This is a genomic window from Pseudooceanicola onchidii, assembly GCF_004959925.1.
Lineage (GTDB): Bacteria > Pseudomonadota > Alphaproteobacteria > Rhodobacterales > Rhodobacteraceae > Pseudooceanicola > Pseudooceanicola onchidii.
Genome location: NZ_SPUW01000002.1, coordinates 499,333 through 518,203, shown reverse-complemented (window position 1 = coordinate 518,203; position 18,871 = coordinate 499,333). Strand labels below are relative to the sequence as shown.

The following is an 18,871-nucleotide window of genomic DNA, read 5'->3' as shown; positions in this document are numbered from 1 at the left end:
CGGTCAGACCGGCGAATGGTTCCGAAGGGGCCTTGCGCTCAGCCCAACCCGGCCTCAGCCGCGATTTCACGGCGCGACTTGCGGGCGCGTTCCGTGGCCGACTTCAGCTGACCGCAGGCCGCCATGATGTCTTCGCCCCGCGGCGTGCGGATGGGCGAGGCGTAGCCGGCCTTGTAGACGATGTCGGCAAAGCTCTCGATCCGGCTCCAGTCCGACCGCTGGTAGGGGGCGCCGGGCCATTCGTTGAAGGGGATCAGGTTGATCTTGGCCGGGATGCCCGCGATCAGCTTGACCAGACGCCGCGCATCCGCGTCGCTGTCGTTCACGTCCTTCAGCATCACGTATTCAAAGGTGATGCGTTCCGAGTTCGACAGCCGCGGGTATTCGCGCAGCGCGGTCAGCAGCGTCTCGATGTTCCAGCGCTTGTTGATCGGCACCAGCTTGTCGCGCACCTCGTCGGTGGTGGCGTGGAAGGACACCGCCAGCAGGCAGCCGATTTCCTCGGCGCACTTGGCGATTTCGGGCACCACGCCCGAGGTCGACAGCGTGATCCGGCGGCGCGACAGGGAAATCCCCTCGCCGTCCATCGCGATCTTCATGGCGTCGCGCACGTTGTCGAAATTGTAAAGCGGTTCGCCCATGCCCATCAGCACGATGTTCGACAAGAGCCGCGTTTCGTTCTTGGGCGCGCCCGGTTCGGGCCATTCGCCCAGATCGTCCCGCGCCACCATGATCTGGCCGACAATTTCCCCGGCGGTCAGGTTCCGCACCAGTTTCTGCGTGCCGGTGTGGCAGAAGGAACAGGTCAGCGTGCACCCCACCTGAGACGAGATGCACAGCGTTCCGCGATCTTCTTCCGGAATATAGACGACCTCGACCTCGTGCCCGCCCGCGATCCGCACAAGGTACTTGCGCGTGCCGTCCGCGCTGACCTGCTTGGACACGACCTCGGGCACCTCGATCACGAAGTGCTCGGCCAGTTTCGCACGATAGTCCTTGGCCAGGTTCGTCATCTCGGCAAAGTCGCGCACGCCCCAGTGATACAGCCACTGCCAGACCTGGTTCACCCGCATCTTCGCCTGCTTCTCGGCGGTGCCCATGTCGATCAGAGCCTGCCGCAGCGCGTCACGGGTCAGGCCGACGATGTTCGGCTTCCCCTCGGGCAGCTTGCGGGGGATGGTCATCACGTCCTGCGTGATCGGGCTCTGCGGCGCGTCAGTCATGGGTCGGGCTCCTGCGGCGAAGCCCGCGCTATACGCGATTCAGGCGCGCGTGGCTACACCCTTGCCGGCAAGGGCCGGGGCGTGGGTGATCACAAGGCACTCACGCTTTGATCACAGGGCGTTGTCCGGCCGCATGTACCCGCGCCGGGTCTGTTCGTCGTAGAAGGCGCGCAGGGTCTTGTCGCGGTCTTCACGGAACACATGGGCTTCGGTCATCTCGGCCATGCGGTCCACGCGGAAGTTCCGAAAATCACCCCGCAGCTCGCACCAGGCGACCAGCGTCCAGACCTTGCCCCAGAAGAAGAGGCCAAGCGGGCGCAGGTCGCGTCGGCTTCGGCTGCCGTCCTCGGCCGCATAGGCGACCTGCAGCGTGACCCGCCCGTTGATCGCCGCTTCGATCCGGTCCAGCCGCTTGCGCACCTCCTCGGACATCTCGCCGAAGTGCATCGCGTGGATCTGAACGCGGTCCGACTGCGCCCGGGCGGCATCGGGCAGCACGGCGTTGATCTTGACCAGCGCCTCTTCGGCGGCCGAGGCCATTTCCATCCCGCCCCAGGCCCGGATCAGGCGCGCGCCCGCCACCAGCGCGACGATTTCCTCTTGCGTGAACATCAGCGGCGGCAGGTCATACCCGGCCCGCATGACATATCCGACGCCGGCCTCGCCTTCGACCGGCACGCCGGACCCGATCAGGTCGGCGATGTCGCGATAGATCGTGCGCTCGGACACCTCGAGCTTCTCGGCCAGTTGCGCGGCGGTGGTCAGGCGACCGCCGCGCAGGTACTGGACGATCTGGAAAAGGCGATCGGCCCGTCTCATGCCACCGGCTCCATCAGGCGGCCTTGGGTTCGAACAGCCCGATCGAATTGCCGTCGGGATCTTCGCAATAGAGGAAACTGCCGACCGGGATGCTGATCGGCCCCATGACAACCGTCCCCCCTGCCGCCGTCAGCCGGTCCGACGCCGCCGCAAGCGTATCGGGCACGGCCAGGTGGATCGTCGGGCCGGTGCCGGGGGCCGCAGGCTTGCCGGGGTAAAGATGCCCGCTGACGCCCGTGGTCTCGGCGGTGAAATTGGCCATCGGGTTGGGTCCGCTGTCGTCTTTCATCATCTGCCACTCGAAGACCTTGGAATAGAAGCTGATCGCGTCATCAAGGTCGGTCACGGGGATTTCGGTCCAGACGGCGGTTGGTCGGGTGGTCATGTCGGTCACTCCATCAGTGTTGCGATGGTTCGGGTATGACATACTCCTCCTGACAGCATTCTGTCAGGAGGTTTGGCGAATCCAGTCAAGCCCGGCCTCCGGGTCGGCCTTCGGGGCATATTCGCCACTGATCCACCCGTCATAGCCGTCGGCCTTCAGCTGGTCGAAAAAGCCGGACAGGTCGATCTCGCCGGTCCCCGGTTCGTTTCGCCCGGGGTGATCGGCAACCTGAACATGCCGTGCCCGCGCCCCGTGCGCCGCCCAGGTGCCCGCCAGATCACCGGTGATCCGATGCGCATGGTAGGCGTCGAACTGCAGGCCCAGGGTCCTGGCCCCGACCGCATCGATCACCCGGGCCGCCACGTCGAAATCGGACAGGAAATAGCCCGGCATGTCCTCGGCGTTGATCGGTTCGATCAAGATGCTCTGCCCCGGCGCATGGTCGCAGGCCCAGTTCAGGTTCTCGATGAAGGTCGCTTCGGCCTCGGGCCCCATGGCGACCCCGGCCATGACATGCAGGTGTTCGACCTTCAGCGCCTTGGCATAGCGCAGCGCGCGGCGGAAATCCTGCCGGAACCGGTCGCGGTCTTCAGGCACGGCGGCAAAGCCGCGACGACCGCCGGTGTAGTTCGGCGGCGGGCAGTTGATCAGCGCCAGCGACAGCCCTGTCTGGGCAAGCGCCGACTGAACCTCGGGCATGGGATCGTCATAGGGAAACAGGATCTCGACCGCGCCGAAACCGGCCGCGGCGGCGGCGCGCACACGGTTCGGCACCGACAGGTCTTTCCACAGGAAAGAGATATTGGCACAGACCTTCGGCAAGACCGCCCCCCTTGTCATACCCTCACACCGAAAATTCCGTGAGAACAGGGGCCTGTCAACTCAGTCTGGCAACTCAGTCCGGCAGGTCTTCGGATTTCTGGACCGGAAAGAATTCGCCCCCCGACCACAGCCCGAACCAGTCCTCGCCCTCGTGCCGATGCGCCACGCCCAGATCGACGAGTCGGTAAAAGGTCTTGCGATCGATCAGTGCCTCAAGCCGGTCACGGACCAGCACGTAGGGCGACGGCTCTCCGGTCTCGGCGTCGCGGGTGACCCGGATCGGGTGGTCCGGCCCCGCCTCCGCCACATCACCGACGTTGGTGACAAAGCTCAGAACCTGCGCCTCGCCCGTGCCCTCGGCTTCGACGTCGACGGCGACAAAGGGGGCGTCCTCGACCGTGATTCCCCACTTTTCGACCGGAGTGACCAGCACATAGCCGTCGTCATCGCGCCGCAGGATGGTGGAAAACAGCCGCACCAGTTCGGGGCGCTGAATTACTGTGCCTTCGTGATACCAGGTCCCGTCGCGGGCGATCCGCATGTCCATTTCGCCGCTATGCTCCGGGTGCCAAAGATGAACCGGCGGCAGGCCCCGCCCCTTGGTGGCTGCCTTGGCAGAGGCTTCGATGCTGTCTGCACCCGCTTTCACGCTATTTTGTGAACTCATTGCTTTTGTATGTCCCGATGGCCGCGATACACTCACCAATGACTATAGTCCCGGACGGAGCCTTTGCCATGACCACGACCCCCGACGACGACCTCGTTGCCAAGATCGAAGCCGTTGAGGAGAAGCTGGCAGATGCCCGTAAATCCATCGAACGCCGGTTCATCGGCCAGGAACGCGTGGTCGAACTGACCCTCTCGGCCCTGCTGTGCGGCGGCCATGGTTTGCTGATCGGCCTGCCGGGCCTCGGCAAGACCCGCCTGGTCGAGGCGCTGTCGACCGTGATGGGCCTGAACGGCAACCGTATCCAGTTCACCCCCGACCTGATGCCCGCCGATATCCTCGGCTCCGAGGTGCTGGAAACCGCCGCCGACGGGTCGCGCGCCTTCCGCTTCCTGCCCGGCCCGGTCTTCTGCGAACTTCTGATGGCGGACGAGATCAACCGCGCCTCGCCCCGGACCCAGTCGGCGCTGCTGCAGGCGATGCAGGAAAAGCAGGTGACCGTGGCCGGCGAAGACCGTCCCCTCGGCCGCCCCTTCCATGTGCTGGCCACCCAGAACCCGATCGAACAGGAAGGCACCTACCCCCTGCCCGAGGCGCAGCTTGACCGCTTCCTTGTCCAGATCGACGTCGAATATCCCGACCGCGACACCGAACGCGAGATCCTGATGGCCACCACCGGTGTCGAAGAGGCCGAAGCGCACGAGGTCTTCACCGCCGCCGAACTGATCGAGGCGCAGGCCCTGCTGCGCCGGATGCCCGTGGGCGAGACGGTCGTCGAACAGATCCTCGACCTGGTGCGCGCCTGCCGCCCCGATGATCCCTCGGCCGCGCCGAAGGTCCGCGAAACGGTCAACTGGGGGCCCGGCCCGCGTGCCGCACAGGCGCTGATGATGACCGTCCGCGCCCGCGCGATGCTGCATGGCCGTCTGGCCCCCTCGACCGAGGACGTACTGGCCATGGCGCGCCCGGTCCTGTCGCACCGGATGGGCCTGAACTTTGCCGCGCGCGCCCGGGGCGACAGCCTGGCCGCCCTGATCGAAGACACCGCCGCCGCCATCACCCGGACCGAGGCCGCCGCGTGACCGAAACCGCCCGGCTCACCGACCCGCGCCAGCTGCGCGAACGGGCCGAGCGTCAGGCGGAAAGCCTGCCGCCGCTGCTGGCCCGGGCCGAGCATCTGGCCGGGACCGTCCTGCTGGGCGATCACGGGCGTCGGCGGTCCGGGCTGGGCGACGACTTCTGGCAATACCGCCCGGCACAGATCGGCGATCCGGCCCGCTGGATCGACTGGCGCCGGTCGGCGCGCAGCGACGATCGCTATGTCCGCGAACGCGAATGGCAGATTGCCCAGTCGGTGATGCTCTGGGTCGATCAGGCGGCATCGATGCGCTTTGCCTCGGACAAGGGGTTGCCGGACAAGGGCGAACGCGCCCGCCTGCTGGCGCTGGCCACCGCGATCCTGCTGATCCGGGGCGGCGAACGGGTCGGGCTGACCGGCACCCTGTTGCCGCCGCGCCGCGCCCGTAACCAGATCTACCGCCTTGCCGAATTCTTCGCCGAACCGGGCACCGACGACTATGGCGTGCCCGAACACCGCGCCATGATCCCCAATGCCCGCGCGCTCTTCATCTCGGACTTCTTCGGCCGCCTGGACGAGGTCGAACTGGCCCTGACGAAGGCCGCAGACCGTGGCGTGCGCGGCGTGCTGCTGCAGGTCCTTGACCCGTCCGAGGAAAGCTTTCCCTTCAAGGGCCGCACCGTGTTCCAGTCCATCGGCGGCACGGTCGAACATGAAACGCTCAAGGCCGGCGACCTGCGCGATCGCTACCTGACGCGGCTGGCCGAACGGAAGGACCGCCTGGATCACCTGTGCCGCGCGACCGGCTGGCAGTTCCACACACATCACACCGACCGGTCGGCGCAATCGGCGCTGCTGACGATCTATGCCGCGCTTGACCGGGGGACGACCTGATGATGCTTGGCCCCATCGGCTTTGCCGCCCCCTGGCTGCTGATCGCACTGGCCGCGCTGCCGATCCTGTGGATCATCCTGCGCGCCGTCCCCCCCGCTCCGATCCGCCGCCGCTTTCCCGGCGTGGCGCTTCTGCTGGGCCTCAAGGACGAAGAAAGCGTGTCCGACCGCACGCCGTGGTGGCTTCTGCTGCTGCGGATGCTGGCGGTGGCTGCGGTGATCATTGGCCTCGCCGGGCCGATCCTGAACCCGCAGGACGAGGCCGAGACGGGATCCGGCCCGCTGCTGATCGTGATGGACGGATCCTGGGCCGCCGCGCGGGACTGGGACCGGTCCGCCACGCTGGTCGAAGGGCTGCTGGCCGAGGCCGGGCGTCAGGGCCGCACCGCCGCCATCCTGCGCCTGACCACGCCCGAGGCGGTGACGTTCGCCGCCGCCGACACCCTGCGCGCCCGTCTGCCCGGATATCAGCCGCAGCCCTGGTCCCCCGCGCCGCAACAGATTGATGCCGCGGGCGGCCTGCTGCCCGACACCGACTTCGACACCTACTGGCTGTCCGACGGGCTGGCGCACGAAGGACGCACCGCGCTGCTTCAGGAACTGGAAAGCCGTGGCACCGTCACCATCTACGAAAGCCCCCGCCCTGCGCTTGGCCTGAAACCCGTGACGATCGAGGATGGCGCGTTGCAGGTCACCGCGATCCGCCCCATGGCACTTGGCCCGCAGGAGATCACGGTGCAGGCCATGGGCCGCGACCCCTCGGGCACGCTGCGCACGCTGGCCAACCTGCCGATGACCTTCGCCGATGCCGAGACCGAGGCCACCGCAGGCCTGTCCCTGCCCGCCGAATTGCGCGCCCGGGTCACGCACCTGTCGATCGCGGGCGCCCGGACGGCCGGGGCCACCACCCTGTCGGACGACAGTTTCCGCCGCCGCGAGGTCGCGCTGATCGGTGCCCGGCAGGAAGGCGAGACGCTCGATCTGCTGTCGCCCATGCATTACCTGCGCAAGGCGCTGGCCCCCACGGTCGACCTGATCGAAGGCCCGCTGATGGACATGATCCCGGCCAACCCCGATGTCATCGTGCTGGCCGATGTCGCCACCCTGTCGGAATCCGAGGAAGAGGCGCTGTACGAGTGGATCGACCAGGGCGGGATGCTGCTGCGGTTCGCCGGGCCGCGCCTTGCCGCCAGCGACGTCAGCCGCGAGGTCGAAGACCCCTTCCTGCCCGTGCGTCTGCGCGCCGGCGGCCGCAACGTGGGCGGCGCAATGAGCTGGGGGGAACCCAAGACGCTGGCCCCCTTCGATGCAACCAGCCCGTTCAGTGGGCTCGAGATCCCCGGCGACGTCACGATTTCCTCTCAGGTCATGGCACAGCCCGATCCATCGCTGGCCGACCGCGTGATTGCCCGGCTGACCGACGGCACGCCGCTGGTCACCCGCAAGACGACCGGACAGGGGCAGGTCGTGCTGTTCCACGTCACGGCGAACGCCGAATGGTCGACACTCCCGCTGTCGGGCCTCTTCGTGCAGATGCTTGAACGCCTGTCGGTGTCGTCCTCCACCTCGCGCCCGCAGGCCGAGGATCTGGCAGGCACCACCTGGCAACCCGTGCAGTTGCTGACCGCGACGGGCCGGATTGAACCGGCGGGCACCCTTCCCGGCGTGCCCGGTGAACGGCTGATCGACGCGGCGCTTGGGGCCGACCTGCGACCCGGGCTTTACCAGGGGCCGGACCGCACGCTGGCGCGCAACGTGCTGTCTGCCGATGACACCCTGCGCCCGACCCAATGGCCCGCGCGCCTGCGTGTCGAAGGCCTGACCCGCGCGCAGGAACAACCGCTTGGCGGCTGGCTGCTGGCGCTGTCGCTGATCCTGCTGACCGCCGATATCCTTGCCACTCTTGCCCTGTCGGGCCGACTGACCGGGCGCGGCGCCGGAGGGGCCACAGCCGCCGTGCTGCTGGCGCTGACGCTTGTCTCCCCCGCCCCTGTCCGCGCGCAGCAGGCGACCGACGACCCGCAGGAGATCGCCCGCGCCATCGCCGCGACATCCGAGGTCGTGCTGGCCCATGTGGTCACCGGCAACCCGCAGGTCGATGACCTCTCGCAGGCCGGGCTCCGGGGGCTGACGCAGGTGCTGACCTTCCGCACCTCGGTGGAACCGGCCGCGCCCGTCGCCGTGAACCTCGAGACGGACGAACTGGCCTTCTACCCGTTCCTCTACTGGCCGATCACCCCCGATCAGCCGATCCCCTCGGCCGAGGCCTATGAAAAGCTGAACCGCTACCTGCGGACCGGCGGGATGATCATGTTCGACACGCGTGACGCCGACGTCGCGGGCTTCGGCGCCTCAAGCCCCAATGGTCGCAAGCTGCAGGCGCTGGCCGAACCGCTGGATATCCCCGCGCTTGAACCCGTGCCGGAAGACCACGTGCTGACGCGGACCTTCTACCTGCTGCGCGACTTCCCCGGGCGTCACGCAGGCCGCGATGTCTGGGTCGAATCCGCGCCCGCCGATGCCGAACTGATCGAAGGCATGCCCTTCCGCAACCTGAACGATGGTGTCACGCCGGTGGTGATCGGCGGCAACGACTGGGCCGCCGCCTGGGCCGTGGACCAGACCGGCAACCCGATGCTGCCCGTGGGGCGCGGCTATGCCGGGGAACGTCAGCGCGAGATCGCCCTGCGCTTCGGCGTGAACCTGATCATGCATGTGCTGACGGGCAACTACAAATCTGATCAGGTCCATGTGCCTGCGCTTCTCGACAGGCTGGGCCAATGACCGGAACCGTGATCTTCACCCCGCTTCTGCCCTGGCCGCTGGTGGCGGTCATGGCGGCGCTGGCACTGGCCGGCGTGATCCTGGCCACCTGGCGCGGGCTGGCGGGCTGGGGCCTGCGCGGGCTGGCGGCGCTGGTGGTGATCGCCGCGCTGGCAGGGCCGTCCTGGCGCGAAGAAGACCGCACGCCGCTGACCGACATCGTCCTGCTGGTCGAAGACCGCACCGCGTCGCAGCGCCTGTCGGACCGCGCCGCCCAGACCGAAGAGGCGGCGGAAACACTGGCCGCCCGCATCGGCGCGCGCCCCGACACCGAGGTGCGCCGCGTGACCCTGGCCGATGGCGAAGGCGACACCGGCACGCGCCTGATGACGGCCCTGTCGGACGCCCTGGCGGAAGAACCCCGCGCCCGAATCGCCGGGATGATCCTGCTGTCCGACGGTCGCCTGCACGACCTGGATCAGGCCCCCGACCTGCCCGCGCCGCTGCACCTGCTGCTGACCGGCGAACCCGAGGACTGGGACCGCCGCCTGATCGTGCGCAACGCCCCCGCCTTTGCCATCCTGGGCGAAGAGGTCACCCTGACCCTGCGGATCGAAGACACCGGCGCCGCCCCGACCGAAGAGGCAGAGGTGCCGCTGGACATCTCGGTCGACGGAGGTGAGCCCGAACGCTTCCTCGTGTCCACCAACCGTGATCTGGAACTGCCGCTGACCCTGCCCCATGGCGGGCGCAACGTGATCCAGTTCTCGACCCCCGAAGCGGACGGAGAGCTGACCGCGCGCAACAACACCGCCATCGTCCAGATGAACGGCGTGCGCGACCGTCTGCGCGTGCTGCTGGTGTCGGGCGAACCGCACGCCGGTGGCCGCACGTGGCGCAACCTGCTGAAATCCGACAGTTCGGTCGATTTGGTGCATTTCACCATCCTGCGCCCCCCGTCGAAACAGGACGGCGTGCCGGTGTCGGAGCTGTCGCTGATCGCCTTCCCGACGCGCGAGCTGTTCATGGACAAGGTCGATGACTTCGACCTGATCATCTTCGACCGCTACAAGCGGCGCGGCATCCTGCCCTCGCTCTACCTGCAGAACGTGGCCGATTACGTCGAACGCGGCGGCGCGGTGCTGGTGGCGGCGGGGCCCGACTTTGCCTCGGCCGACAGCATCTACCGATCCCCGCTCAGCGCGGTACTGCCCGCGCAGCCGACCTCGGCCCGGGTGATCGAACAACCCTACAGCCCGACCGTCACCGACCTTGGCAACCGCCATCCCGTCACCGCCGGATTGGCCGAGGAATGGACCGGCGACTGGGGCCGGTGGCTGCGCCAGATCGACCTCGACGCCAGCCAGGGCGACGGAGAGGTCGTGATGTCCGGCGTCGATGACCGCCCGCTTCTGATCCTGGACCGTGTCGGGGAAGGGCGGGTGGCGCTGCTGGGGTCCGATCATGCCTGGCTGTGGAATCGCGGCTACGAAGGCGGCGGACCGCAACTGGAACTGCTGCGCCGCCTTGCCCATTGGATGATGAAGGAACCCGAGCTTGAGGAAGAGGCGCTGACCGCCACCGCCACCGGCCAGTCCATGCAGATCATCCGCCGTACGCTGGAAGACAGCATCGGCCCGCTGACCATCACCCGCCCCGATGGCGAGACCGAGGAGATGACGCTGACCGAAACCCGCCCGGGCCTCTGGACGGGCGACTACACCGGGCCGGACATCGGGCTCTATCGCCTGTCGGAAGGCGACCTGGAGTCGGTCATCGGTCTGGGCCCGTCGGCCCCGCGCGAGTTCGAGGAAACCATCGCCGACGGCAGCGCGCTTGCGCCGCTGGTCGACAGCACCCGGGGTGGCGTGCGCGCGCTGACGGACGGTCTGCCGACGATCCGTGACGTGCGCCCTGGCCGCCCGGCTGCCGGACGTGGCTGGATCGGCCTGACCCCGCGCGACGCCTACGAGACGCGCGACGTGCGCCAGATCCCGCTGCTGCCGGAGTGGCTGGTGCTGCTCGTGGCTTCGGCGCTGATCCTGGGCGGCTGGCTGCGCGAAGGGCGCCGCTAGGGCCGGTTCACGCGATTGTTGGCTGATGTCATGGCCCGGTGGCCTCGTGCGCCTTGGGCGACCTCAGGGATCGCGCTACCATCGATAGCATCGATATGATCGGAGGACGCAGCATGACGACCCTCACCCGACGCAGCCTTTTGACCACCGCAAGCGCCGCACTTATTGCCGCCCCCGGCCTGATCCGTCCGGCGCGGGCACAGGGCCTTACGCCCACGCCAACCATGCGCGGCGGCGCCAATAACTATCGCGCCGGGGCTCCGATCGTTGACAAGATCGGCGGCGGCGGCTTCTGGATGTCGGGCACCGTCCGACGGGCCGGGGATGGCACTCCGCTGCCCGGTCAACGCATCCAGATCTGGGCCCATACTACCGAAGGACGCGAAAGCGATTGGCACAGCCATGGCGCCACGCTGACCGACGACAACGGCATTTTCCGGCTTGAGATGCCCCAGATCGTGCCGACCTTCGGCCAGCCGCACGGGCACCTTGCCTATGACAGTGAAGAGTACGAGACCGTTTTCCTTCGCCCGGTCATGCCAAGCCCGTCGGATCAAAGTCTCGAAGCGCATTTCGTCCTGCAACCGGCCTGACGTGCGCCGTCTGCCGACCTGGGTCATCTGGGCAATTCTGTCCGCCGTCATGGTCGCACCAACCCTTGCAGCCACACAAAGCCCGCTGCTGGCTTGGCGGGATCCCGTGCACATCACTGCCGGTCTGGCGGGCGTCGTGGCGCTGGTATTGCTGGTCGTCCAGCCGCTGTTCGGATCAGCCGACCTGCCAGGCCTGACAACCCTGCGGTCGCGCCGCCTGCACCGTTGGACGGGTGCCACGATACTGGCTGCGCTGGCAATCCACGTCGGCGGGCTTTGGATGACCAGTCCGCCCGACATCATCGACGCGCTGCTGTTTCGCGCACCGACACCTTTTTCGGTCTGGGGTGTGATCGCCATGGCGGCCGTCATAGTGACCGCCGCGCTTGCGCTCGGACGGCGCAGACTGGCCCCCCGCCACTGGCGGATCGCGCACGCTGTCCTGGCCCTGATTATCGTAGGCGGCAGCGTCGCCCACGCATGGCTGATCATTGGCACGATGGCAACGGTGACCAAAGGCGTGTTGTGCTGTGCGGTGGTCTTGGTGACGGCACGGGCGCTGTCGGGAATGCGCCTGCGCGCATCCCGAAACGGCAAACCCTAGGCGCAGACCTCGGCGATGGCGCGGGCAAGGCGCGGGATGTCTTCCTTGGACAGGCCCGCCATGTTCATACGGCCATCGCCGATGATGTAGATCCCGTGGTCGTCGCGCAGCGTCCGGATCTGGTCCGGCGTCGCGGTCAACCGCGAGAACATGCCGCGCTGCACCGCAAGAAAGGCATATTGATCCGACCCGGTCTCAGCCTGAAGTGCCGCGGCAAGTTCGCCGCGAAGGCTGTTGATCCGGCCCCGCATTTCCGACAGCTCGGTCGCCCATTCGGCGCGCAGCGCGCTTGAATTCAGGATCATCTCGACCACGCGGGCGCCGTGATCGGCGGGGAAGGAATAGGCAAGCCGGTTCAGCGTCGCGAGATTGCCCTGCACCACGGCCCGCGCGTCTGCATCGGCGGCGGTCACCAGGACCACACCGGCCCGTTCACGATAAAGGCCAAAGTTCTTGGAACAGCTGACGGCCACGATGACTTCGCCCAGTTCCTGCACCATGAGACGGGTCGAGAACGCATCCTCCGCGATCCCGTCGCCGAAGCCGAGGTAGGCCAGGTCGATCAGTGCCGTCACCTGCGCCGCCTTGAGGGTCGCCACGATCTCTTGCCACTGCGCGTCGCTCGGGTCGGCGCCGGTCGGGTTGTGGCAGCAGCCGTGCAGCAGCACCACGTCGCCCGCAGGCACGGCGCGCAGGTCTTCCAGCAGGCCGGTCATGTCCAACCCGTTCGCCTCGGCGTCGAAGTAGCGGTAGGTCTTCACGGCCATGCCCATGGCCTGCAGGATCGCCCGGTGGTTGGGCCAGCTGGGGTCGGGGATGTGCACGGTCACGCCGGGCCGGGCGAGCCGGATCAGCTCAAGCCCCTGCCGCACCGCGCCGGTGCCACCCACGGTGCCCGCCCCCGCCACGCGGTCCGCCGCCACCACGTCACCCAGCACCAGTTCGGCCATGGCGTCGATGAAGGCCGGATCACCGGCCAGCCCGGTGTAGCCCTTGCTGTCCTGTCCATCGACCAACTGCCGCTCGGCGGTCTTCACCGCCTGCATCACCGGGGTCACGCCCTGGCTGTTGCGATAGACGCCGACGCCCAGGTCGATCTTGTCGGTGCGGGGATCGGCGCGATACCGGTCCATGAGGGCGAGGATGGGGTCTTCGGGCTGCGGACGCAGATGTTCGAACACTTGGGGTAGCCTCAGGCGCCGGTGGCCACGGGAAGCGTGGGGAAGGCGCCCCATTCAGACCAGCTTCCGTCATACAGCGCGTGATTGTGATGCCCGCTGCGCTCCAGCGCAAGGCTCAGCACGGCGGCGGTCACGCCCGATCCGCAGGTGGTGATGACCGGCTTGCGCCCTTCCACACCACGCTCGGCCAAAATGGCCTTCAGCACCTCGGGGTCCTTCATCGTGCCATCTTCGTTCAGCACCTCGGTAAACGGCAGGCTGACCGATCCGGGGATATGCCCCTTGCGCAGGCCCGGGCGCGGTTCGTCTGCCTCGCCGCGGAACCGTTCACCGGACCGTGCGTCAAGGATCACCGTATCCGCCAGCTTGGACGCGGCCGAGACCTGCGTCACGTCCTTCACAAGGTGGTTCTGACGGCGCACGGTCATGTGGCGGTCGCGCACGACCGGCGGCATGTCTTCGACCGGATGCCCTTCGGCCTGCCATTTTGGCAGCCCGCCATCCAGCACGGCGATATCGTCCTGCCCCATCAGGCGGAACAGCCACCAGACACGCGCGGCGGAAAAGATCCCCGCGCCATCGTAGACCACGACCTGATGACCATCGCCCACACCCATGGCCCGCATCCGAGACATGAACTTTTCGACCGGCGGCGCCATATGCGGCAGATCCGATCGCAGGTCCGAGATTTCGTCGATGTCGAAGAACCGCGCCCCGGGAATATGCGCCGCGTCGTATTCGGCCTTGGGGTCGCGCCCGGCCGACGGCAGGTACCAGCTGGCATCCAGAATGCGCAGATCCGGATCCTCAAGATGGGCCGCCAGCCAGTCGGTGGAAACAAGCGTCTTCGGATCGTCCTGCATCTGGTCCTCTCCTCTCGGGTCTGGAAAATCCCTACAGGCGCCGGACCTTGCAGGCAAGGAGAATGCCCTTTTGCACCCCTTAACCGGCCTGTTTCAGCAGCCTTTGCTTCTGCCGGTTCCAATCCCGCTTGGCCGAGGTATCGCGCTTGTCGTGGTTCTTTTTGCCCTTGGCGATGCCGACCTTCATCTTCGCGATGCCGCGATGGTTGAAGTACAGGACCAGCGGCACGATCGTCATGCCCTTGCGCGCGGTGGCATTCCACAGGCGCGACATCTCTTTCCGGGACACCAGCAGCTTGCGGCGGCGGCGTTCGTCATGCTTGAACATCTTCGCCTGCTCGTAGGGCGCGATATAGCTGTTCACCAGCCACAGCTCGCCCTCTTCGACCGAGGCATAGCTTTCCGCGATGTTCGACCCGCCCTGGCGCAGCGACTTGACCTCGGACCCCTCAAGCACGATTCCGACCTCGAGATCCTCCTCGATCGCGTAATCGTACCGTGCCCGCCGGTTTTCGGCGATCACCTTGTAGTTCGGGTCTGATTTAGCCTGTGCCATGATCCGGCCTTCCTAGCCGCGTTGTTCCGTTGAGTCCATCTGGTCGATTGGCTCTTGGATTCAAGTCCTCAAAGGATATTCTGCATGTCGGACATATTTTCCACATCATTACGGAAGGAGACCGAAATGTTGGATACCATGAAACGCATCGTGCTGGCCAAGCGCCCCGAGGGCTTTCCCAAGGACGAGAACTTCCGCCTCGAGGACTCCGCGCTGCCGACCCCGGGCGAAGGCGAGGTCCTTGTCGCGTTGAAGTACATGTCGCTTGACCCCTACATGCGCGGCCGCATGGACGACGGCCCCAGCTATGCCGCCCCGGTGCCGATCGACGGCACGATGGAGGCCGGCGCCGTGGGCGAGGTCATCGCCTCGAACCACCCGAAATTCGCCGTCGGCGACCATGCGTTCGGCATGTTCGGCTGGGCCACGCACGGTTGCCTGCCGGGCGACCAGCTGCGCAAGGTGAACCCCGATCAGGCGCCAATCCAGACCTCGCTTGGCGTGCTGGGCATGCCGGGCTTTACCGCCTGGGCCGGGATGACCGCCTATTCGAAGATGAAGGCAGGCGAGACGCTGGTCGTCGGTGCCGCCACCGGCCCGGTCGGGTCGATGGTCGGCCAGCTGGCCAAGCAGGCCGGTTTGCGCGTCATCGGCGTCGCGGGTGGTGAAGAGAAGTGCAAGATGGCGGTCGAGACCTTCGGCTTCGACGCCTGCATCGATCACCGCGGCAAGGATGCAAAGGCCATGCGCGATGCGCTGGCGGCCGAATGCCCCGACGGGATCGACATCTATTTCGAAAACGTCGGCGGCCCGACCCTGGGCGGGGTCATCCCCCTGCTGAACCTGCACGCGCGGGTCATCATCTGTGGCATGATCGCCTGGTATTCCGGCGAAACGGACGAGACCGGGTCGATGGCCCTGCAGAAGCTGTGGCGCTATTCGCTGGTCAAGCGTCTGACCATCCAGGGCCTGCTGCAGACCGACCACGTCAGCCGGTTCGGCGAGTTCCTGAAAGAGGTCGGTCCCAAGGTCGGCGCAGGAGAGATCGCCTATGCCGAGGATGTCGCCGAAGGGCTGGAAAACGCCCCGCAAGCCTTCATGGGTCTGCTGAAAGGCAAGAACTTGGGCAAGCTGGTCGTCAAGGTCGGCTGAGATCGGGACGGGGGGCTCTGCCCCCCGGGCCCTGCGGGCCTCCCCCCGAGGTATTTCAGACCAGAAGAACTTCGGGCGGGAAGGTCAGGGCGCAGCCCTTACAGGAACAGTGCGACCATCTGCTGGGCCGAGGCCACGAGGCTGCCATCGGTGTCGCGCAATTCCATGTCCTGCACCGAATAGCCCTCGGCCGCCTGTTTCGACGTCGTGCGCGTCCAGAGCCAGTCCGTCCTGGCGGGCATCCGCGCCACATCCAGCGACCAGGTGATGGTCGAGATCGGCGCGCGTTCGGTGAAGGTCGTCATGGCGGCGGGCGGCATGCTGTCGGCGTTGCAGATCAGGGCGACCTCGGTCGACACGCCTTCGGTTTCGGTTAGCCGCGACCAGACGATCAGCTCGGGCCGGTCGGACCCCGAGATCAACTGATCGCCTTCGATGATCGTCGCATCGAAATTGCCGAAGAAGCTGGGAGCATTGGATCGGCGGACCAGCGGCACACAGCTGACGGGATCGGGCGTGGCGGGAACGGGCGCGTAGTCATGCACGACCTGGCTGGGGCGCGCGGCGCCAAAGACGAAGGTGATGCGCGCGCCAAGCGCGTCATCGCTGATGCAATCAACCTGAACGAAGCTGGCGGTGCGGCCCGCACGGATCAGCGTGACCTCGAAGCTCACCTCTTGCAGGATCGGGCGCAGGAAGGCGACCTGCATCGATCGCAGGTCGGGCAGGTCGGGCAGCGACTTGCGCGCGGCCGCAAGGGCCAGCGCCGCCGTGATGCCGCCAAAGGCCGTCCGCCCCTGCATCCAGGACGGTGTCAGGTGGGCTGTCAGGCGCGGCGCGGTGCCGGTCATGCCATCGATCAGCTGGGCCAGGGTGGGGGTGTCTGAGGTCATCGGGCTCTCTCATGCAAAAGGGCCGGGGTGCTGCCCCGGCCCTGATGGTCGTTCACTGGATCAGGCGGCCTGCGCCACGCGGGCGAGGTGATAATCGGTATCCCCCAGCTGCGCGTCGATCATGATGATCCGCTTGGCGTAATGCGATCCGGGGTATTCCCAGGTCATCGCGATGCCGCCGTGCATCTGGATCGCCTCTTCGGCCACCAGGCGACCGGCGCGGCCGATCAGGTTCTTGGCCATCGAGCAGTAGCGCGATGCATTCGGACCACCCAGTTCCGCCGCCGCCTTGATGACGATCGACCGGCTCTGTTCGATTTCCGTCAGCATGTCGACCGCGCGATGCTGCAACACCTGGAAGGTGCCGATCGGGCGACCGAACTGCTTGCGCTGACCAAGGTAGTCGACGGTCATCTTGTGCAGCACGTCCATCGCGCCCACGGCTTCGGAACAGAGCGCCACGATACCCGCGTTCACCGCGTCTTCGATGGCGGCCTCGGCCCCCTCGATCAGCAGCGTGGCGGGGGCGTCGTCCAGCACGACTTCGGCCGCGCCGGCACCGTCCATCAGCGCATAGCCGGTGACAGACGCATCCGCCGCCTTGACTTCGTAGACGTTCAGGCTGTCGCCGTCCTTGGCCGCGATCAGGAAGACATCCGCCGCCTGCCCGCCGTAGACGATGGACTTGCGGCCCGTCAGCTTGCCACCCTTGGCGGTGGTCGTCAGGCCCGACATGTCATAAGGCGCGTCCAGTTCCCCCAGGCCCACGGCGTATTTCGTGGCACCGGACAGAAGCTCTTCCTGATCCGCGCCAGCCGCGGTCATCAGGCGCGACGCCATCAACGCGCCCAGAACAGGTTCGGGGCAGATCACGCGACCCAGTTCTTCGAACACCACCGAGATGTCGAAACCTGCGCCGCCCATGCCGCCGGCCTCTTCTGGCGCGAGGGCAAAGAGCGCGCCAAGTTCGGTCAGCTCGGTCCATTTGGCGTCGTCATGGAAGGGGTCTTCGTAGGCGACCTTGTTGCGGTGTTCCACGGTGTACTTGTCGGCCAGGTAGCGCCGCAGGCTGTCCTGCAGCATCTGGCGGTCTTCGGTCAGATCAAAATTCATGGATCACAGCCCCAGCATGGTCTTGGTCAGGATGTTTCGCTGGATCTCGTTCGAGCCACCGAAAATCGACGTCTTGCGGTTGTTGAAGTAGCGCGCGGCGTTGTTGGCATGGCCGTCCGGCGCGACATCAAGGTTGGTGCCCGCCAGCGAGCCGGGGAAGGGTGCGGCGTTCGGGCCAAGCGCCCGACGTCCCAGATCCTTGAGCTCCTGGTTGATGACCGTGCCCTTGATCTTGAGGATCGAGGTTTCCGGCCCCGGCGCACCGTTCTTCTGCGCAGTGAACAGCATCCGCAGGTTGGTCAGCTTCATCGCCTCAAGGTCGATCTCGGCCTGGGCGACGCGGGCGGCAAACAGCGGATCCTCGGCCAGCGGCTTGCCGTTGCGGATGACCTTCTTGGCCAGTTCCTTGACCTCTTCAAGTTCCAGCATCGAGAAGCCGACACCCGCGATCCCGGTACGCTCGTGCGTCAGCAGGTACTTGGCGATCGTCCAGCCCTTGTTCTCTTCGCCGACGAGGTTGCCATAGGGCACGCGCACGTCGGTGAAGAAGACCTCGTTCACCTCGTGACCGCCTTCGATCAGCTTGATCGGGCGCACTTCGACACCCGGCGTCGACATGTCCACGAGGATGAAGGAAATGCCTTCCTGCTGCTTCACGTCCGGATCGGTCCGGCACAGGCAGAAGATCCAGTCGGCGTGCTGGCCAAGCGTGGTCCAGGTCTTCTGGCCATTGATCACCCATTCGTCCCCGTCACGCACGGCGCGGGTCTTCAGCGAGGCAAGGTCAGACCCGGCACCCGGTTCCGAATAGCCCTGGCACCACCAGTCGTCGCCGTTGAGGATGCGGGGCAGATAGTAATCCTTCTGCTCCTGCGTCCCGAATTTCTGCAGCACGGGACCCAGCATACCAAGGCCGAAGGGCACGATGCGCGGGGCATAGGCGGCACAGGATTCCTCGTCGAAGATGTGCCGTTCGACCGGACCCCAGCCGGGGCCGCCGTATTCCTTGGGCCAGGTGGTGCCCAGCCAGCCCTTCTTGTTCAGGATCGCATGATAGCGCTCCATGATCTCCTTGGTCAGTTCGCCACCGCGACGCACGGCATCGCGGATGTCGTCCGGCAGGTTTTCGGCAAAGAAATCCCGGACTTCCTGGCGGAAGGCCTCTTCTTCGGGGGTGAAGTTCAGATCCAT

The 18,871-nt window shown here is 66.7% G+C and carries 18 protein-coding genes; 7 read left to right on the top strand and 11 right to left on the bottom strand.

Annotated features, from left to right (window positions below):
• Nucleotides 1-38 precede the first annotated feature (38 nt).
• The 5 genes from rlmN to E4S58_RS10340 form a co-directional block, all read right to left on the bottom strand.
• The gene (rlmN, locus tag E4S58_RS10360) at nt 39-1,223 is read right to left on the bottom strand and encodes a dual-specificity RNA methyltransferase RlmN (protein ID WP_136636335.1); all 1,185 of its coding nucleotides are present in this window, start codon (nt 1,221-1,223) and stop codon (nt 39-41) included.
• A gap of 111 nt (nt 1,224-1,334) precedes the next feature.
• A complete protein-coding gene (locus E4S58_RS10355; RefSeq protein ID WP_136636334.1) occupies nt 1,335-2,042 on the bottom strand; it encodes a helix-turn-helix transcriptional regulator in 708 nt (235 codons plus the stop codon).
• Nucleotides 2,043-2,055: 13 nt separating this feature from the next.
• On the bottom strand, nt 2,056-2,427 hold the full coding sequence (locus tag E4S58_RS10350; protein WP_136636333.1) for a VOC family protein: 372 nt from the start codon (nt 2,425-2,427) through the stop codon (nt 2,056-2,058).
• Nucleotides 2,428-2,490: 63 nt separating this feature from the next.
• Nucleotides 2,491-3,249 carry a hydroxypyruvate isomerase family protein gene (locus E4S58_RS10345; protein WP_136636332.1) on the bottom strand — a complete coding sequence of 253 codons (759 nt, stop codon included), beginning with the start codon at nt 3,247-3,249 and terminating at the stop codon, nt 2,491-2,493.
• Between the two features lie 73 nt (nt 3,250-3,322).
• On the bottom strand, nt 3,323-3,916 hold the full coding sequence (locus E4S58_RS10340) for a DUF1285 domain-containing protein (RefSeq protein WP_136636331.1): 594 nt from the start codon (nt 3,914-3,916) through the stop codon (nt 3,323-3,325).
• Between the two features lie 68 nt (nt 3,917-3,984).
• On the opposite strand from E4S58_RS10340, the gene E4S58_RS10335 reads away from it, so the two are divergent.
• The 6 genes from E4S58_RS10335 to E4S58_RS10310 all read left to right on the top strand — a co-directional run bounded on the left by E4S58_RS10335 (nt 3,985) and on the right by E4S58_RS10310 (nt 11,922).
• Nucleotides 3,985-4,998 (top strand): AAA family ATPase, encoded by a 1,014-nt coding sequence (locus E4S58_RS10335; protein ID WP_136636330.1) that lies wholly within the window; start codon nt 3,985-3,987, stop codon nt 4,996-4,998.
• The gene (locus E4S58_RS10330) at nt 4,995-5,888 is read left to right on the top strand and encodes a DUF58 domain-containing protein (protein WP_136636329.1); all 894 of its coding nucleotides are present in this window, start codon (nt 4,995-4,997) and stop codon (nt 5,886-5,888) included. The genes E4S58_RS10335 and E4S58_RS10330 overlap by 4 nt, the downstream gene beginning before the upstream one ends.
• Nucleotides 5,888-8,671 carry a DUF4159 domain-containing protein gene (locus E4S58_RS10325; protein WP_136636328.1) on the top strand — a complete coding sequence of 928 codons (2,784 nt, stop codon included), beginning with the start codon at nt 5,888-5,890 and terminating at the stop codon, nt 8,669-8,671. Before E4S58_RS10330 ends, E4S58_RS10325 begins: the two co-directional genes overlap by 1 nt.
• Nucleotides 8,668-10,725 carry a hypothetical protein gene (locus E4S58_RS10320; RefSeq protein ID WP_136636327.1) on the top strand — a complete coding sequence of 686 codons (2,058 nt, stop codon included), beginning with the start codon at nt 8,668-8,670 and terminating at the stop codon, nt 10,723-10,725. The genes E4S58_RS10325 and E4S58_RS10320 overlap by 4 nt, the downstream gene beginning before the upstream one ends.
• 113 nt (nt 10,726-10,838) lie before the next feature.
• A complete protein-coding gene (locus E4S58_RS10315; protein WP_136636326.1) occupies nt 10,839-11,318 on the top strand; it encodes a peptidase associated/transthyretin-like domain-containing protein in 480 nt (159 codons plus the stop codon).
• Nucleotides 11,319-11,424: 106 nt separating this feature from the next.
• Entirely contained in the window at nt 11,425-11,922 is a 498-nt protein-coding gene (locus tag E4S58_RS10310) for a ferric reductase-like transmembrane domain-containing protein (RefSeq protein WP_338101526.1), read from the top strand.
• Here E4S58_RS10310 and E4S58_RS10305 read toward each other — a convergent pair.
• The 3 genes from E4S58_RS10305 to smpB all read right to left on the bottom strand — a co-directional run bounded on the left by E4S58_RS10305 (nt 11,919) and on the right by smpB (nt 14,522).
• Nucleotides 11,919-13,103, bottom strand: coding sequence for an amino acid aminotransferase (locus E4S58_RS10305; RefSeq protein WP_136636324.1), 1,185 nt, complete (start codon nt 13,101-13,103; stop codon nt 11,919-11,921). The two genes, E4S58_RS10310 and E4S58_RS10305, sit on opposite strands and share 4 nt — an antisense overlap.
• Before the next feature lie 11 nt (nt 13,104-13,114).
• The gene (gene sseA, locus E4S58_RS10300; RefSeq protein ID WP_136636323.1) at nt 13,115-13,966 is read right to left on the bottom strand and encodes a 3-mercaptopyruvate sulfurtransferase; all 852 of its coding nucleotides are present in this window, start codon (nt 13,964-13,966) and stop codon (nt 13,115-13,117) included.
• 79 nt (nt 13,967-14,045) lie between these two features.
• Nucleotides 14,046-14,522: an SsrA-binding protein SmpB gene (gene smpB / locus E4S58_RS10295; protein ID WP_136636322.1), complete on the bottom strand. Its 477-nt coding sequence runs from the start codon at nt 14,520-14,522 to the stop codon at nt 14,046-14,048.
• Between the two features lie 126 nt (nt 14,523-14,648).
• On the opposite strand from smpB, the gene E4S58_RS10290 reads away from it, so the two are divergent.
• Complete coding sequence (locus E4S58_RS10290) at nt 14,649-15,674, top strand: NADP-dependent oxidoreductase (RefSeq protein ID WP_136636321.1); 1,026 nt, start codon at nt 14,649-14,651, stop codon at nt 15,672-15,674.
• Between the two features lie 98 nt (nt 15,675-15,772).
• Here the strand turns inward: E4S58_RS10290 and E4S58_RS10285 are convergent, their stop codons facing one another.
• From E4S58_RS10285 to E4S58_RS10275, 3 genes are read right to left on the bottom strand one after another with little or no spacing between them, the layout of a single operon-like run.
• Nucleotides 15,773-16,567, bottom strand: a complete 795-nt coding sequence (locus E4S58_RS10285) for a thioesterase family protein (protein WP_136636320.1) — start codon at nt 16,565-16,567, stop codon at nt 15,773-15,775.
• Nucleotides 16,568-16,627: 60 nt separating this feature from the next.
• Nucleotides 16,628-17,680, bottom strand: coding sequence for an acyl-CoA dehydrogenase family protein (locus E4S58_RS10280; protein ID WP_136636319.1), 1,053 nt, complete (start codon nt 17,678-17,680; stop codon nt 16,628-16,630).
• 3 nt (nt 17,681-17,683) lie between these two features.
• Nucleotides 17,684-18,871, bottom strand: coding sequence for an acyl-CoA dehydrogenase family protein (locus tag E4S58_RS10275; protein WP_136636318.1), 1,188 nt, complete (start codon nt 18,869-18,871; stop codon nt 17,684-17,686).

Excerpts from the sequence above, each read along its gene's own strand:
- E4S58_RS10325 (WP_136636328.1), top strand. The coding sequence starts at position 5,888 with ATGATGCTTGGCCCCATCGGCTTTGCCGCCCCCTGGCTGCTGATCGCA.
- E4S58_RS10315 (WP_136636326.1), top strand. The coding sequence starts at position 10,839 with ATGACGACCCTCACCCGACGCAGCCTTTTGACCACCGCAAGCGCCGCA.
- E4S58_RS10350 (WP_136636333.1), bottom strand. The coding sequence starts at position 2,427 with ATGACCACCCGACCAACCGCCGTCTGGACCGAAATCCCCGTGACCGAC.
- E4S58_RS10340 (WP_136636331.1), bottom strand. The coding sequence starts at position 3,916 with ATGAGTTCACAAAATAGCGTGAAAGCGGGTGCAGACAGCATCGAAGCC.
- E4S58_RS10290 (WP_136636321.1), top strand. The coding sequence starts at position 14,649 with ATGTTGGATACCATGAAACGCATCGTGCTGGCCAAGCGCCCCGAGGGC.
- E4S58_RS10280 (WP_136636319.1), bottom strand. The coding sequence starts at position 17,680 with ATGAATTTTGATCTGACCGAAGACCGCCAGATGCTGCAGGACAGCCTG.
- E4S58_RS10320 (WP_136636327.1), top strand. The coding sequence starts at position 8,668 with ATGACCGGAACCGTGATCTTCACCCCGCTTCTGCCCTGGCCGCTGGTG.
- rlmN (WP_136636335.1), bottom strand. The coding sequence starts at position 1,223 with ATGACTGACGCGCCGCAGAGCCCGATCACGCAGGACGTGATGACCATC.
- sseA (WP_136636323.1), bottom strand. The coding sequence starts at position 13,966 with ATGCAGGACGATCCGAAGACGCTTGTTTCCACCGACTGGCTGGCGGCC.
- E4S58_RS10275 (WP_136636318.1), bottom strand. The coding sequence starts at position 18,871 with ATGGATCTGAACTTCACCCCCGAAGAAGAGGCCTTCCGCCAGGAAGTC.
- E4S58_RS10335 (WP_136636330.1), top strand. The coding sequence starts at position 3,985 with ATGACCACGACCCCCGACGACGACCTCGTTGCCAAGATCGAAGCCGTT.
- E4S58_RS10355 (WP_136636334.1), bottom strand. The coding sequence starts at position 2,042 with ATGAGACGGGCCGATCGCCTTTTCCAGATCGTCCAGTACCTGCGCGGC.
- E4S58_RS10285 (WP_136636320.1), bottom strand. The coding sequence starts at position 16,567 with ATGACCTCAGACACCCCCACCCTGGCCCAGCTGATCGATGGCATGACC.
- smpB (WP_136636322.1), bottom strand. The coding sequence starts at position 14,522 with ATGGCACAGGCTAAATCAGACCCGAACTACAAGGTGATCGCCGAAAAC.